This is a genomic window from Helicobacteraceae bacterium, from assembly GCA_031258155.1.
Classification (GTDB): domain Bacteria; phylum Campylobacterota; class Campylobacteria; order Campylobacterales; family SZUA-545; genus JAIRNH01.
This window is the reverse complement of record JAIRNH010000024.1, coordinates 1-13,836: the sequence shown is the minus strand read 5'-3', so window position 1 is coordinate 13,836 and position 13,836 is coordinate 1. Positions and strand designations below refer to the sequence as shown.

Below are 13,836 nucleotides of genomic sequence, written 5' to 3'. Positions count from 1 at the left end.
CCCCCCCCCCCCCCGTCGTTACTACGAAAGCGTTCGCTCGCTTGCAAATATAGGCGCGGAGGAAGGCGGACATCCGTCTTTTTATACCCTCGACGTATCTAGATAGATAACCGTTTTCGCGGAAATGACGGAAGGCGGGGCGCGATCGGCTTAAAGTTGCGAAGAACGCCGGACGGCGTAAAGAAAGCGGCTTTAGCGTCGTATAAAACGCTACTTTTTTGCGATAAAGCTATTTGGCGGGCGGCAAGCGCGAAAGATCGCGCCGAGCTTTCTTTAATAACCTCCGCGCCGAGACGGCGAAAGAACGCCGAACGGCTATCGTGGCGGCGGCGATCAGCCTAACTTATAGTTTGGTTTTATTTGGCGGCGAAGTTCCGATACGCTTTCGCGTTTTTTACGATCGGTTCTAGGTAGCCTTTTATCTCTTTGGCTAGTTTTGGATCGTCGTCGATAAAGATAATTTCGTGATTTACATTGAACGCCGAGTTTGTCCAGTTCGCCGATCCGTAAACGCTGATTTTTTCGTCGAGCACGCCGACCTTCAAGTGCATAATGCCGTAATAATCGCCGTTTTTGGCTTTATTGCCGCTAGCGATTTTAACCTCGACGTTACGCAGTTTGGCAAGTTCGCCCGCTTTGGAATCTTTGAGATTGCCGCGCAGATTTTTTTCGTCTATTACTATCGTTACCGCTACGCCGCGTTTTGCCGCCGCTTTGAGCGCGTTGGCGATGGATCCGTTGGTAAAGGAATACATCGCGATTATAATCTCGTTTTCGGCTTTGCCGATTTGGGAGACAATCGCCGCTTCGGCGCGCGCGCCTTCCTTGGGCGCGACGTAGAAGTAACGATCGGCTATAAGCGCGGATAGAACTAAAGCCAAAACCAACGTCGGACGCATAACAAACCTAAAATAAAGAAATAACAAGCGCGCATACTATACAATGGTTTTAATTCTTTAGTCAAATCGCGTATCTGGAGAGAAGATGAAAATATTGCTCATAAATGAAAACGCCACGGTAGAAAAGCTCGTGCGCCTCAGCGCGCAACGAATCGGGTTGGAGTTGTTGGCGGCTACGATCGCGACCGACGCCGTATCGGGAGACTACGCGTGGGTGTTGGTTGATAACGATAGTTTAGGCGGCGCGAGCGTCGCGAGCTTGCGCGAGAAATATCCAAACGCCAAACTCGGATTTTTGTATCCCAAAAACGGTCAACGCGCGGAGGGCTACGATCTCTATATCGAAAAGCCGTTTTTGCCTACCGAGCTGATCGACGAGTTTTCAACGCGCGGCGAAAGCGAAGCCGCGGACGTTGGCGAGGAGCTACCGGACGAGCTTCCGTCGGTGGACGACTTGGCGCCGTTCGACGATAACGGCGGCGAGATAACGCTAGACGACGCAATCGATCTTAGCGGCGCAAAGGAGGCTTTGTCGGATCAGCCGACAAGTTCCGCGCCGACAAGCGACAATTTCGGCGCGACGGAGAGTTTCGATTTGGAAGAGTTGCCCGAATTTGACGTTCCCGCGTCGATCGATCAGATTGACGACGCTGAAACGCAAACGCCGCAAGAGAGTTCAGCCGCCGCCGACGCGGTTGAATTTGATATGAATTTTGACGATATAGGAGACCTTTCGCAAGAGGCAAGCGCCGCTCAGGAGGGCGCTTCGGACGCTAAAACGGCGGTGCTGGACAAAGAGGACGTGAAAGAGGTAAAAGAGCTATTAAACGAGATCGACGAGCCCGCGAGCAAAGAGCTTGCGCCGCAGACCGACGAATTGTCGGACGAAGCGCTAGGGGATCTGGAAAATACGTTATCCAAAGAGGGCGATTTGGAGTTGGATTTGGGCGAAAACGGCGCGTTGTTGGACGAAGAGGATCTAGCCGACCTACGCAAAGACGATAACGACGATCTTAGATTTAGAGAAAAAACGCCGTCCGCCAAAGAAACCTTGCCGCAAGAGGATATCGGCGCCGATCTAAACGAGCCGGAGACGCGCGAGGTTGAAAAACCGAAAATAGTCTTTGGCGAATTCGCGAAAACGCCGCGAGAACCGAAGATTGAGCAAAACGACGAGTTTAAGATAAGTTTCGACGAAGCGCCGCCCGAAGAGATCGTTTCGCAAATCGAAGCGGACGACGAGTTTTTTACGCTCGACGAACCAGAAGTGGCGCGCGCGCTTGGAGAGGAGCCGCCGGAGCCGTTAGACGATGAAAAAACGAGCGCGTTTGATCTAAGCGCGGAGGATTTGGACATAGGCGACGATTTTGAGAAACTAGACAAAACGGCGACAATCAGTTTTGGCGAGCAAACCGTCGGTATCGACGAGACGAAAGGCGGGGACGACGCGCCCAAAAAAGCGCTGGGGAACATATTGTCCGCGTTGCCGTCCGATAGTTTGCGCGAGCTGCTAGACGGAATGCAGCTAACGATCAACATCTCTTTTCCTAAGAAAAAGTAGATGAGCGGATCGCTTTTGGTCGTTTCGGGACCTAGCGGATCGGGCAAAAGCTCGCTGTGCAAAAAGCTATGCGAGGAGCGCGAGTTCGCCTGTCTGTCGATCTCCGCCACCACCCGCGCCCCTAGAGAGGGCGAAGCGGAGGGCAAAGACTACTTTTTTATCGACAAAACGGCTTTTGAGCGCGGGGTAGAACGCGGGGATTTTTTGGAGTGGGCGAACGTGCATGGCAACTATTACGGCACGAGCAAACGATGGGTGGAGGAGGCGCTTGGGCTAGGCAAAACCGTCGTTTTTGATATAGACGTGCAGGGGCAGGCGGAGATCGCAAGGCTATTTCCAAACGAAACGACAAGCGTTTTTGTTACCACGCCGAACATAGCGGCGTTAAAAGAGCGGCTAATCAAGCGCGGAACGGACGACGAAAAGACAATCGAAAGGCGGCTAATCAACGCTTTGGACGAGATGAAACAGATCGATCGCTACGACTATCTGCTGATCAACGATCGCTTTGAGCAGAGTCTTGAAACGCTAAAGGGAATCGCGCTGGCTTCCCGCATAAAGAGCCGCAAGGTATCATTGCGCCAACTTATTTCAGATTGGCAAGAAACAAAGGAGTTTTAATGGGTATGCCGGGTATGACCGAATGGGTCGTGATACTGCTGATTGTGCTGTTGCTTTTTGGCGCGAAAAAGATACCGGAGTTGGCGAAGGGTTTAGGAAGCGGAATCAAAAATTTCAAAAACGCGATCAAAGAGGACGAGGCGACCGAAAACAAGACGATAGAGGCGAACAAAGAACCAACCAAAACGGCTAATACCGAAACCGACAAAGTCGCCTAAAACGTGAAAGAGTCGATCTCGCGCTTCGTCGCCGATCAATTAGGCGTTGCGAACGTTTTGCTGACCACGCCAAAAGAGCCGTCGTTTGGACATTTCGCGACGCCAATCGCCTTTAACTTGGCAAAAGCCGAGCGCAAATCGCCGAACGCGATCGCGCTTGAGATCGCCGCGAAGCTCGCGAACGACGATTTTTTTAGCGAGGTTAAAGCCGTAGGCGGTTTTGTTAATTTCAAACTTAGCGATCAATTTTTGGACGCTCGAACGATCGCGGCGCTAAAGCTCGGCGATAGTTTTGGAGCGGAGTTAAAAGGCGGCGAAAAGATACTGTTAGAGTTTGTTAGCGCCAATCCGACGGGACCTTTGCATATAGGACACGCGCGCGGCGCGTTTTACGGCGACGCTCTGCTTAGATTGGGGCGGCGTCTAGGATATGCGATCGAGAGCGAATACTATATTAACGACGCTGGCAATCAGGTGGAGCTATTAGGGCGATCGGTTTATTACCGAGGGCGGCGCGAGCTTCTTGGCGAGCGGATAGATTTTCCCGCCGAATGCTATCAGGGCGAATATATTTTGGAGCTTGCGAAAAAGGCGCGCGAACATTTTGGCGATCGGATTTTCAAAGAGGGCGGCGATCTAAGCGCGCTAAGCGACTGGTCAAAAGATCGTATGATGGAGTGGATCAAAAAAACGCTTGGCGAAGCCGAAATAGTTTTCGACAGGTTTGTTAGCGAAAGATCGCTATACGATCGCTGGAATCAAACCTATAACCGATTAAAAGAAAACGGCGCGCTATACGCGGATAACGATAATAAAATATGGCTCGCCTCCTCTAAAAAAGGCGACGGCAAAGATCGCGTGGTGGTGCGCGAAAACGGCGCGCCGACCTACCTAGCGGGCGATATAGTATATCACGAGGATAAGTTTTTGCGCGGGTTTGATCGCTATATCAATATATGGGGCGCGGATCATCACGGTTATATTCAGCGCGTAAAAGCGTCGATCGATTTTCTTGGCTTTGACTCAAGCAAATTAGAGGTGGCGCTTTCGCAGATGGTGGCGCTTCTTAAAGACGGCGAGCCGTATAAGATGAGCAAGCGATCGGGCAATTTCGTAACTATGGAAGAGATTGGCGAAGAGGTCGGCTACGACGCGCTTCGATTTATTTTTCTTACTAAACGCGCCGACACGCATTTAGAGTTTGATATTAACTTACTTAAAAAAGAGGATAGCTCAAACCCGATCTACTATGTAAATTACGCGCACGCGAGAATCTGTTCGCTCTTTGAAAAACTAGGCAAAGAACCTAAGAGTTTTATAGAGGCGAAACTAACTAATCTGCAAGCCGACGCAAAAGAGTTGATCTTTAGCGCGTTGCAACTGCCTGAAACGATTAAGGAGAGCTTTCAAACGCGCCAGCCGCACCTGCTAACCGACTATCTCTATAAACTCTCCGTCAAAACGCATAAGTTTTATTTCGACAACAGGGTGATAGACTCCGAAAACGAAGCGGCTTACGCAAAGATTCTATCTACGGTCGCGCTCTCGATTAGAATAGGTTTAAGCCTGCTTGGCATAAACGCCAAAACAAGAATGTGAAAAACGTCTATTTCAAAACTTTCGGTTGCCGCTCCAATTTTTACGACACGCAGGTTATGATCGCGAACTTAAACGAGTGGCGCGTCGCGCCAAGCGAAGCGGACGCGGACGCGATCGTAGTTAATTCCTGCAGCGTTACAAACTCCGCCGATTCGTCCGTTAGAGCTTTTGTCAGACGAATGCGGCGCGAACATCCAAAAGCTAAACTGCTTTTCACCGGTTGCGGCGCGTCTAGCTTGGGCAAAAAACTTCTTGATCTCCGCGCGATCGACGGGGTGTTCGGGCATTCCGAAAAAGCAAACGTCGGCGGCTTTCTGAACGCCCGTTCGCCCTTTGAGCAAATAGGCGATCTAACGCATATCGACGATACTATTATCGATCGTTTCGACGGCAAAACAAAAGCGTTTATCAAAATCCAAGAGGGGTGCGATTTTGACTGCTCTTACTGCGTAATCCCGCAGGTAAGAGGCAGAGCTAGAAGCCTGCCCGAAGCGGTAATTTTAGAGCAGGTAAAAAGGCTTGTCGGCGGCGGTTTTGAGGAGTTTGTTTTAACCGGCACAAATACGGGCGGCTACGGGCGCGATCGCGGCGAAAATATCGCCGATCTAATAGAAAAAATAGGCAACATAGCGGGCGTTCGCCGCGTGCGTTTAGGCAGCATAGAACCGATTCAGATCGACGAGCGGCTGCTAGATATATGCGCCGCGCCGTTTATGGCTAAACATCTGCATATAGCTCTGCAACATACCAGCGATCGCGCGTTAATAGCTATGAACCGCAGAAACCGCGTTGAAAGCGATCGGATTTTGCTTGAAAAAATCGCTAATCTAGGCTACGCGATCGGCTCTGATTTTATCGTCGGATTTCCAAACGAAAGCGACGAGATTTTTAACGAGGCGATCGGCAATCTTAATCTGTTGCCGCTAACGCATATTCATATTTTTCCCTTTAGCCCGCGCGAAGGAACGGCGGCGGCGAAAATGAAAAATACCGTTAGCGGCGCCCTTGTCGATCAAAGGCGAAAGCAAATCGCCGAGATTATCGCGCGAAAACGGCGCGATTTTTACGCGCGAAACAGAGCGCCGCTATCGGTTTTGATCGAAAAAAATAACTCTGGATTGGATCAGTTTTTTACGAGAGTGTTTATTAAAACTAATCGCGATCTTAGCGGTTGGGCGATAATAGATCGCTACTCGATCGACGAAAACGGAGCGGTAATTGGCGAAATTTGACGCGCTCGTTATAGGAGCCGGAATCGCGGGATCGTCGATCGCCTACGCGCTTACCGATCGCGGCGTGAAAGTAGGCGCGATAGAGGCGGGCGAAATTGCCCGCGGCGCAAGCGGCGCGGCTGGCGCTTTTCTTTCGCCGATGGCGGGCAGAGGTTTTCTTGTGGATTTCGTAAATAGGGCGCTCGATTTTTCGCTCGCGTTTTACGAAAGGATCGCGGGCGATCTGCTTGTGAAAAAAGGCGCTCTTCGCTTCCCAAAATCCTTAGAGTCGATCGAGCGCCTTTTCGACGACGCGGCGTTTGCCAACATTCCATACGAGCGGCGCGACAACGCGGTATTTTTCCCTAACGCGGGCGCGATCGACGCGGTAAAACTATGCGTCAGATTGCTAGAAAAAAGCGTTGTGTTTCAAGGGCTGAAGGCTGATCGCCCCCGCTATAACAACGGCGAATGGATTGTCGGCGAACATAGCGCGCCGATTCTTATCGTCTCGACCGGCGCTTATCCTTCGATTTTGCCCGACTGGTGGCTGAAAACGCGCGGCGTATGGGGCGAGCGTTTGCGCGTCAGACCCGTTAAACCGATCGCGCTAAACTATATGGGCGATATTGCGATCTCGGCTAGTTTTTCGGACGGCTCGGCGGCGATCGGCGCGACGCACAAACGCGGCGCGAGCGAATGGCGCATAGACGAGGCGGCGGCGGAGTTTCTCCTGCGCGAGGCGACGAAAGCGCTCCCCGAAATACAAGAGGCGCGGATTTTGGACATACTAGGCGGTATGCGCCCCGCAAGCTCGGATTATCTGCCGATCGCGGGCTTGCTCCCCGACGCGCACAAGACGCTGAGCGATTTTCCCGATATACCGAGCGGCAGGCGAACGCCTACGGAAGCGTTTTCGTATTATCCTAACCTGTATTTTTTCGGCGCGCACGGCGCGAGAGGTTTCGTAACCGCGCCATACACGGCGCTAACGTTAGCCGAAACGATCGTAAGCGGCGCCAAAGCGGACGCTTCGCTAGAGCCGTCGCGTTTTATTTTGCGAACTTTTAGAAGAAGCGCCGACGCTTACGACGCGCTGAAACGATTTGAAAGATTGGAGAGTTAGATGGAAGAGTCCGTCATATATAAATTGCGCCGCGTTTCGCTCTCGTTGTTTCGTCAGAACATCTTCGGCGTATTTCACGGCTCGATCTCGGCGCGGGTAGAGCTGGACAAGTTTATTATCAACAAAAGAGAGGCGATATTCGACGCGATGGACGAGGAGGATTTTACGCTCTTACGCCATAGCCGCGATTACCGCTGGAAAGAGGCTAGCTTAGACAGCGAGATTCACTCCTCGATCTACCAAAATATCCCCGACGCGAAATTTGTCGCATACGCTATGCCGCCCTTTACGACGGCGTATTCGCTCGATAACGACTATATCGTCCCGCGCGATTATTTTGGCAAACGGCTTTATCCCAATATCAAGATATACGACCCCAAAAAATCCGAAGATTGGTACGAGCGCGCCGACGTAGAGATACCGCGCGCTATGATCGAGCGCGACTCGGACGTTTTGGTTATTCGCAGTTACGGCGTTTACGCGCACGCGAGGGAGATCAACGATCTAGCGAAAAAGATCGCAATCATTGAAAATAGCTGTAAAGTGTTGATATACGCCAACATCTAACGCCGCGCAAAGAGTATCGGGCAAACGTTCGCGCCCGTAAAGCTATCGCGCGAAATCGCGTTCGGCGCGAGCGGCTAGAACTCGAAGCCGCCCGCCTTGCCCTTGTTCATCGAGGCGTAAACGGCGTCGATGTAGTCGCTTCGCGTTTTGCAATCAAAAAGCCGATCGCAGATAAAACAGCTTGTTAATCCGCGCTCTTGTTGGCAACCATATAACGCCTCGCGCCTTTCTTCGCGTTTCGTTTCAAACTCGTCAAACGGGATTTCGCTCGCGCTAAACGTTTGCGCGTTAGTTTCCATACGCTTGCATCGCTTTTTGTATTTCGTTTCGGGAGCCAAAAAAACACGGCGCCGTGTCGTGATGTCCGTTGGGTTCGCTTAAAAGCAGCCGCTCCCCTTTGTCGTTTAGCGCCAATCCGCCCGCCATTTCAAAGACTTTGGCAAACGGCATAGACTCAAAAACAAGGCGGATTTTGCCCTTTGTTTTGTCCGTCGTCCCCGGATAGCTAAACAGCCCGCCGCCTTTAATTAAAATCTGATGCAGATCGGGAACCATACCTCCCGAATAGCGAAGCCTATAACCTTCCGCGAACAGAGATTCGATCAGCTCCTTGTGGTGCGGATACCAAAATTGTTGCGTTCCGCCCGGGGAGACAAGTTTGCCGCGATCTCTAAGCCGCAAAACCTGAACAAACTTGAACTCGCCGCCGCTATCTTGCCGCCATAACTCCACGTTGCGTTTATACGCCGTTACCATTTCAAGGCGCGGACCATATACGATATACGCCGCCGCCACTAAATTGACTCCCATAAAGCTGTTTTCATATACGCCAAAAATCGAGCCTAAGGAGAGATCCACGTCGGCGAGCGAACTGCCGTCTAGCGGATCGTAGCCCACCAGATACTGCCCGCCTGATCTGATTGGCTCGACATGCTCTTTTTCCTCGCTGGCAAGGGCGCGAATGGTTGGAATACGGCTTAACTCTTCTTCTACAATATAATCGCTTCTAATGTCTAGTTTTAGCTGCACGTCGCCCGTAGAGTTTTTGTTGTCGGAATAGCTCGTATCGTCGTGCGCTAAAGCGTCCGCGATTCGCGTCGCCGCTTTGGCTATCCCCTCGAATACCTCTTTCATAAAATTCCTTTCGTTTTCCCGTCGATCCGTTCCGTTAGGCGCGCCAATCTCTTATTTTACACTTTTTTTGATCGGCTCTATCGCCCAAACGTAACCGCGCGTTTCAAAAGCGGCGGTTTTATTTAGCGTCCGCGTCAAACTTATCGACAAGCGCGATCGGATGATAAGAGAGTTTCGCCTTGCGCAGACCTTCCAGCCCTAAATCCTCCTCGCGGTTCACAAACCGCTTATCGGCGTATTCGTTTTCAAGGTGCGTTTTGTTGATGGTCTGATAGCTGCCCTGATAGTTCGTTCCGTCGGCTTTTTCCACGTGGATTACCGCCGCGTCCGCGTTTAGCGACTCGCCGATCGTAAAAGCCGCGATCCACCCTTCGGCGCGTAAAATGCCGTATGTGCATGGAAAACGCCGATACTCCTCCAGCAGGGAGATAATCCCTTTTTTTTCAAACTCGGCGGCATAAGGAGCGCGATCAAACCACGCGTTTATAAACGCGATCGTCTCTTGAAGGTTGCTTTCGTTCAGGCGCTCGTAGCGAATCCCGTAAAAGGTCGCGAAACGATTGATAAAGTTTTTTTTCGAGTGATAGTCGCGCCCGTTTAAGTTAATCAGAGCCGCGCAATCGTAAAGATAGTCGCTGCGATCGCGATCATAAACATAGGTAAAAGCGTTTGGACAGGCGTTCTCAAGCTCGGCTTTTTGCGCTTTTGTTACGGCGCGCAGCTTCATAGCGATCCCATTTTTGGCGCAGTAACGCCTTAACGCTTCAATCGCTTTTCGCAGATCGCCGCGCCCGATCGGAAAAAGAAAGTAGGGCGCCTGCTCTTTGCCGTCGCAGGTATGACAGGTTTGCTTGATAAAAATAAAATCGTCTTCGCTCGCAAGCTCGATTTTTCGCTCGAAGCGCCAGAGCCAGAGATTTACAAAGGTCGCGTCCGCCGTTTCAAGCGTTTGCTCGGCGAGCGCGTCGTTCAAAACCGCCTGCCACTCAAAACTTATCGGCGAAAACTCCATCAATCCTCCAAAAAAAAACGGTTATTTTACACCGATAACGATTTGCCGCCCGTTTTGCTTTGCAACCGCTCTTTCGTTATGCTCGACAAAAGATTACCTCGCTAAAATTGCGTTTTTATGCGCCCGTAGCTCAACGGATAGAGCGTCGGTTTCCGGCGCCGAAGGCTGGGGGTTCGAATCCCTTCGGGCGCGCCAGATTTATAAGCCGATACAGTTGCGCGGCGCGCTTGATTGCAAGAAGCCGGCGTTCGCGTTCCTCCCGCGCCGCTTAATTCTCCTACTCGCATTATTTAGAGCGCTTAAAAATCTAAACGCGATCAATCACAACGCGGCTTTGTAGCTTTCTAAAATCGCTTTTATCGGCGGCGTTCGCGGGCGTTTTGCGCCGCAAGCCGCCGCCGTCCGACGCGAAGCTAGAGCGCCGATCTGGGCGCGGAAACTTTCGCGTTCAAGCGCAAAGCGCCTCTTAACGCTAAATAGCCGTCCAGCCCCCGTCGATAGACAGAATCTGACCGGTGACGTAACTTGAAGCGTCGGAGGCAAAATAAACTACCGCTCCGTCTAGTTCGCCCGATCTGCCCGTTCGTCCCATAGGGCAGTAAGTTTTTACGATCTTCTCAAATTCCGGATTGCTCATAACGGCGCCCGTCATCTCCGAAGGAAAATAGGCGGGAGCGATAGCGTTGACGGTAATGTTGTATTTTGCCCATTCCACCGCCAGCGCTTTCGTGAGCATCAAAACGCCTCCTTTCGACGCGCAATAAGCGTTAAGGTGGCTGGTCGCCATAGCGACGTTGCTATGGATAGAACCAAGATTGATCACCTTGCCGTATCTTTGTTCGATCATAATTTTGCCCGTCTCTCTGGCGACAAAATAGACGCTGTTCAGGTTGGTGTTGATAACGGCGTTCCAATCGTCGTCGGATTGAAGTTCGGCGGGGTTTGATCGCGCGGCGCCCGCGTTATTTACCAGAATATCGATGCGACCGTAATGCTCTTTTATTTTGGCGACGGCGGCTTTAATATCGTCCTGCACCAGCACGTCGCACTTGATAGCGAAACAACGCGCGCCCAAGTCTTCTATGATCTTTTTCGCCTCCTCTAGTTTTTCTACCCTTCTTGCCAAGATAGCGATATTCGCCCCCTGTCTAGCGAGGGCTTTTGCAAACTCCACGCCTAATCCCGAAGACGCTCCCGTAACCAGAGCCGTCTTACCGGATAGATCAAATAAATTGCTCATTTCTCTCCCCTTGTGTGGTGTAGTTAATTCGCCGACGCGAATTTTTGAACTCGTATTTTAAAGTAGAAGCGCTTATTGGATATTGACCGAAAAATTACGCCGCCTGATCGCGATCGCGCTTAAACGCCGCTATTTTGACCGTTCCACATAGCTATCAAATCGGGTTTGGCTTCCTCGAACGCCCGCGCCTGCTCCTCGAAATAGGCGCTTGCGTCTATATCCGCGTCGCTCAGCGCGTCGATCAGCGAGGCGACGCGGGCGTTATAGATCGGAATCAGCGTGCTTAACAGCTTATTTCGTTGCCGCTCCTGCCTGCCGTAGTTGTAGGCGTAACGATAGACGATCTTCACCCAAACGTCGATCGGCAGCCTGAAAGGCTCGTTTTCGCGCCGCGCCGCGAGTTTTTCTAGCGCCAAATACGCCTTTTCGCCTAGCAGTTCGCGCCACAGCGCGCCAAAGGTGGCAAATCCGTTTTTAAAGTAGTCGATCAGCGCCTCTTTATCCACCGAAAAAGGCGACGGTTCCACCCCCGCATACTCGCCGAGCAGTTCAATATCGCGCGTTTTATCGATGTTGATCCAATACTCGTAATCCGTCGTCATAAGCGAAAAAAGCGTTCCGACCACTTGGTAGAACATCGCGCTTAGATCGTTGGGGTCTTTGTTTCTGCGCTCTTTCACGCCGAGCCTCGCCTGCGCCACTTTGAAGTTATAGACCAAAGCGCGGGTGGTCATCCAAATATCCACGCCATATTTTGCCGCGTCCTTTTCCCACGCGTCCCGCGACAACAAAAACCGCGCGAAAGGCAGGCTTAGCCCCCAATCGCCCCCGATTGGCTGCCGTATATTCGCCCCGTAAATCGAGCGGGTGAGATTATAGGCGATAGTTCCGGTAATAGTCGCGTCGAACTTATAGCGTTTATACGCGGGCGCCACGAAATCGTAACCGTCGTTGATAACGGGATTTATAATGTTGCGCGTCCATTCGGGCGCGATCGACTTGTGATCGCTTTCAAAGATAGCGATCGCTTTGGCGTTTAGCAGATCGGCGGCTTCTAATATCTGTTTGAACGCCGAGCCTTTTCCCGCCACGCCGCGATAAATAGCGACAATCTTCGCTATTTCGCCCGTTTCGGCGCTTAGCGCGATCTCTCGCGTATCGTCCGTGCTGCCGCCGTCGCTGACCAATATAAGCGCTTTTTTGTCGGCGTAGTATTTCTCGAGTCCGCGCGCGACGCAAGAAAGGGTGTATTCGATTGTTCGCTCGCAACTAAAGCTCGGAATACCCGCGATAATATCCGCGCCGCCAAACGCTTCGATCTCTGATCGCGTATTTGGTCTAAGCGAAGAGCGCGGCGCCGTCATGCCTCGCGCTCTTTGATATGATTGACTATTTTATAGGCGTGATTTAGCGACGCGGAGATAGAGCCTCCAATCTTGGCGATAATATCCCCGGCGACGTATAATCTAGGCATAGTCGTCTGGTAGAACTCGTCGTATTTCGCGATGCCGTTTTTATCAACCTCGATCTTGCAGTTTTTTAGAAAATCCAGCGGCAACATACCGCCCAACGCATAGACGATCCGATCGTATATTTCGCTCTCGTTATTCGAGTAATTGACGCGCGGCTTTCCGCCCTCGTCAACGACGCCGACAATATCCACGCCTAGTTTTAAGCGAATCTGACCAATATTGGCGCGATGCGTAATAATGCCTTCGTTGATCGGGTTAAGCCGCGTGAATCTATCGCGACGGTATGTCAGCGTAACCGCGTTTTGGTCGCTCAAATAGTGGGCGTATTCCGCGGCGCTGTTGCCGCCGCCCACCACCAGAACCGTTTCGTCGGAGCTAAAAGCGTCCAAATTGAAATGTATTCTCTCTTTAAGCGCGGCGGGCAGCGCGTAATCGGGCTTGTTGGGTCTGCTCATATACCCGATCGCGATAATCGCGTTGCGCGCCTTGAAAACCTCGTTTGCCGCCGTGCGAATCTCAAACGGCTCGTTCGGTATAACGGCGGATATTTCCGTATTAAAGCGGGCGTCGATTCTATGCGCGACGATCAGCGCGTCGAAAAGCTCCAGCGTGCTTTCTTTCGTGCCGTCCATAAAATGCACGTTGCCCTCTAAAATCACCTTTTGCCCCTTCCAATCCTTATCGACGCGCTTATTGTCTTTGTAGAAAGCGCGGATCGTGGTGGAGTGGTTTGCGCCTTTTTCAAACAACACGATGTTTTTTATTCCCAGAACGTTCGCCTCGACGGCGCTCGCAATCCCAGCCGGACCGCCGCCGATCACCGCTAAATCATATAGTTTGTTCACAAGTTTTACTCTTTTCGTTCAATTTGCTTGGGGGACAAAGCCGTCGCCATATACCGTAAAGCGTATTTTATAATTTGTCGTCTAAGCGACGGAAAGATTGGCGAACGCGATTATTTTATCTATCAAAACGGAGGATTTAACGGCGCTAGTATCGCCTAGCGCCGTTAACGGACTACTGGAGTAGTCTTAGGACGTTTTGTTGAACGGCGTTAGCTTGGCTTAACGCGTAGCTTCCGCTTTGAATTAGAATGCTCTGTTTGCTGAAGTTAGAGCTTTCCGATCCAAAATCTACGTCTCTTATTCCGCTTTCGGCGGCTTTTACGTTTACTTG

15 protein-coding genes and 1 tRNA gene are annotated in these 13,836 nt (G+C 51.5%); 8 read left to right on the top strand and 8 right to left on the bottom strand.

Annotated elements, in window-relative coordinates; translation table 11 throughout:
- Positions 1-356: 356 nt before the first annotated feature.
- Positions 357-899: a phospholipase D-like domain-containing protein gene (locus LBF86_03635; GenBank protein ID MDR0664594.1), complete on the bottom strand. Its 543-nt coding sequence runs from the start codon at positions 897-899 to the stop codon at positions 357-359.
- Between the two features lie 85 nt (positions 900-984).
- Between LBF86_03635 and LBF86_03630 the strand changes: the two genes are divergently transcribed.
- The 7 genes from LBF86_03630 to LBF86_03600 are packed head-to-tail and all read left to right on the top strand — an operon-like array spanning position 985 to position 7,802.
- Positions 985-2,460 carry a hypothetical protein gene (locus LBF86_03630; protein ID MDR0664593.1) on the top strand — a complete coding sequence of 492 codons (1,476 nt, stop codon included), beginning with the start codon at positions 985-987 and terminating at the stop codon, positions 2,458-2,460.
- Positions 2,461-3,081, top strand: coding sequence for a guanylate kinase (gene gmk / locus LBF86_03625; protein MDR0664592.1), 621 nt, complete (start codon positions 2,461-2,463; stop codon positions 3,079-3,081).
- On the top strand, positions 3,081-3,299 hold the full coding sequence (locus tag LBF86_03620) for a twin-arginine translocase TatA/TatE family subunit (protein ID MDR0664591.1): 219 nt from the start codon (positions 3,081-3,083) through the stop codon (positions 3,297-3,299). Before gmk ends, LBF86_03620 begins: the two co-directional genes overlap by 1 nt.
- A gap of 3 nt (positions 3,300-3,302) precedes the next feature.
- The gene (gene argS / locus LBF86_03615) at positions 3,303-4,898 is read left to right on the top strand and encodes an arginine--tRNA ligase (protein ID MDR0664590.1); all 1,596 of its coding nucleotides are present in this window, start codon (positions 3,303-3,305) and stop codon (positions 4,896-4,898) included.
- Positions 4,895-6,130, top strand: a complete 1,236-nt coding sequence (gene mtaB / locus LBF86_03610) for a tRNA (N(6)-L-threonylcarbamoyladenosine(37)-C(2))-methylthiotransferase MtaB (protein MDR0664589.1) — start codon at positions 4,895-4,897, stop codon at positions 6,128-6,130. Before argS ends, mtaB begins: the two co-directional genes overlap by 4 nt.
- Complete coding sequence (locus LBF86_03605; protein MDR0664588.1) at positions 6,117-7,235, top strand: FAD-dependent oxidoreductase; 1,119 nt, start codon at positions 6,117-6,119, stop codon at positions 7,233-7,235. Before mtaB ends, LBF86_03605 begins: the two co-directional genes overlap by 14 nt.
- Positions 7,236-7,802, top strand: a complete 567-nt coding sequence (locus tag LBF86_03600; GenBank protein ID MDR0664587.1) for a class II aldolase and adducin N-terminal domain-containing protein — start codon at positions 7,236-7,238, stop codon at positions 7,800-7,802.
- A 74-nt stretch (positions 7,803-7,876) separates the two neighbouring features.
- On the opposite strand, the gene LBF86_03595 is transcribed toward LBF86_03600, so the two are convergent.
- The 3 genes from LBF86_03595 to LBF86_03585 form a co-directional block, all read right to left on the bottom strand.
- The gene (locus LBF86_03595) at positions 7,877-8,101 is read right to left on the bottom strand and encodes a hypothetical protein (protein MDR0664586.1); all 225 of its coding nucleotides are present in this window, start codon (positions 8,099-8,101) and stop codon (positions 7,877-7,879) included.
- A complete protein-coding gene (locus LBF86_03590; protein MDR0664585.1) occupies positions 8,091-8,936 on the bottom strand; it encodes a class 1 fructose-bisphosphatase in 846 nt (281 codons plus the stop codon). Before LBF86_03590 ends, LBF86_03595 begins: the two co-directional genes overlap by 11 nt.
- A gap of 118 nt (positions 8,937-9,054) precedes the next feature.
- Complete coding sequence (locus LBF86_03585) at positions 9,055-9,948, bottom strand: phosphatidylglycerol lysyltransferase domain-containing protein (GenBank protein MDR0664584.1); 894 nt, start codon at positions 9,946-9,948, stop codon at positions 9,055-9,057.
- A 119-nt stretch (positions 9,949-10,067) separates the two neighbouring features.
- Between LBF86_03585 and LBF86_03580 the strand changes: the two genes are divergently transcribed.
- Positions 10,068-10,143, top strand: a tRNA-Arg gene (locus LBF86_03580).
- Between the two features lie 277 nt (positions 10,144-10,420).
- Here the strand turns inward: LBF86_03580 and LBF86_03575 are convergent.
- The 4 genes from LBF86_03575 to LBF86_03560 all read right to left on the bottom strand — a co-directional run.
- On the bottom strand, positions 10,421-11,188 hold the full coding sequence (locus LBF86_03575) for an SDR family oxidoreductase (GenBank protein ID MDR0664583.1): 768 nt from the start codon (positions 11,186-11,188) through the stop codon (positions 10,421-10,423).
- A 119-nt stretch (positions 11,189-11,307) separates the two neighbouring features.
- Complete coding sequence (locus LBF86_03570) at positions 11,308-12,552, bottom strand: glycosyltransferase (GenBank protein ID MDR0664582.1); 1,245 nt, start codon at positions 12,550-12,552, stop codon at positions 11,308-11,310.
- On the bottom strand, positions 12,549-13,505 hold the full coding sequence (locus tag LBF86_03565; protein MDR0664581.1) for an NAD(P)-binding domain-containing protein: 957 nt from the start codon (positions 13,503-13,505) through the stop codon (positions 12,549-12,551). The genes LBF86_03570 and LBF86_03565 overlap by 4 nt, the downstream gene beginning before the upstream one ends.
- Positions 13,506-13,677: 172 nt before the next feature.
- On the bottom strand, positions 13,678-13,836 hold a 159-nt coding region (locus LBF86_03560), incomplete at its 5' end, for a flagellin B (protein MDR0664580.1).

Excerpts from the sequence above, each read along its gene's own strand:
- LBF86_03635 (MDR0664594.1), bottom strand. The coding sequence starts at position 899 with ATGCGTCCGACGTTGGTTTTGGCTTTAGTTCTATCCGCGCTTATAGCC.
- LBF86_03630 (MDR0664593.1), top strand. The coding sequence starts at position 985 with ATGAAAATATTGCTCATAAATGAAAACGCCACGGTAGAAAAGCTCGTG.
- gmk (MDR0664592.1), top strand. The coding sequence starts at position 2,461 with ATGAGCGGATCGCTTTTGGTCGTTTCGGGACCTAGCGGATCGGGCAAA.
- LBF86_03620 (MDR0664591.1), top strand. The coding sequence starts at position 3,081 with ATGGGTATGCCGGGTATGACCGAATGGGTCGTGATACTGCTGATTGTG.
- LBF86_03600 (MDR0664587.1), top strand. The coding sequence starts at position 7,236 with ATGGAAGAGTCCGTCATATATAAATTGCGCCGCGTTTCGCTCTCGTTG.
- LBF86_03595 (MDR0664586.1), bottom strand. The coding sequence starts at position 8,101 with ATGGAAACTAACGCGCAAACGTTTAGCGCGAGCGAAATCCCGTTTGAC.
- LBF86_03590 (MDR0664585.1), bottom strand. The coding sequence starts at position 8,936 with ATGAAAGAGGTATTCGAGGGGATAGCCAAAGCGGCGACGCGAATCGCG.
- LBF86_03585 (MDR0664584.1), bottom strand. The coding sequence starts at position 9,948 with ATGGAGTTTTCGCCGATAAGTTTTGAGTGGCAGGCGGTTTTGAACGAC.
- LBF86_03575 (MDR0664583.1), bottom strand. The coding sequence starts at position 11,188 with ATGAGCAATTTATTTGATCTATCCGGTAAGACGGCTCTGGTTACGGGA.
- LBF86_03570 (MDR0664582.1), bottom strand. The coding sequence starts at position 12,552 with ATGACGGCGCCGCGCTCTTCGCTTAGACCAAATACGCGATCAGAGATC.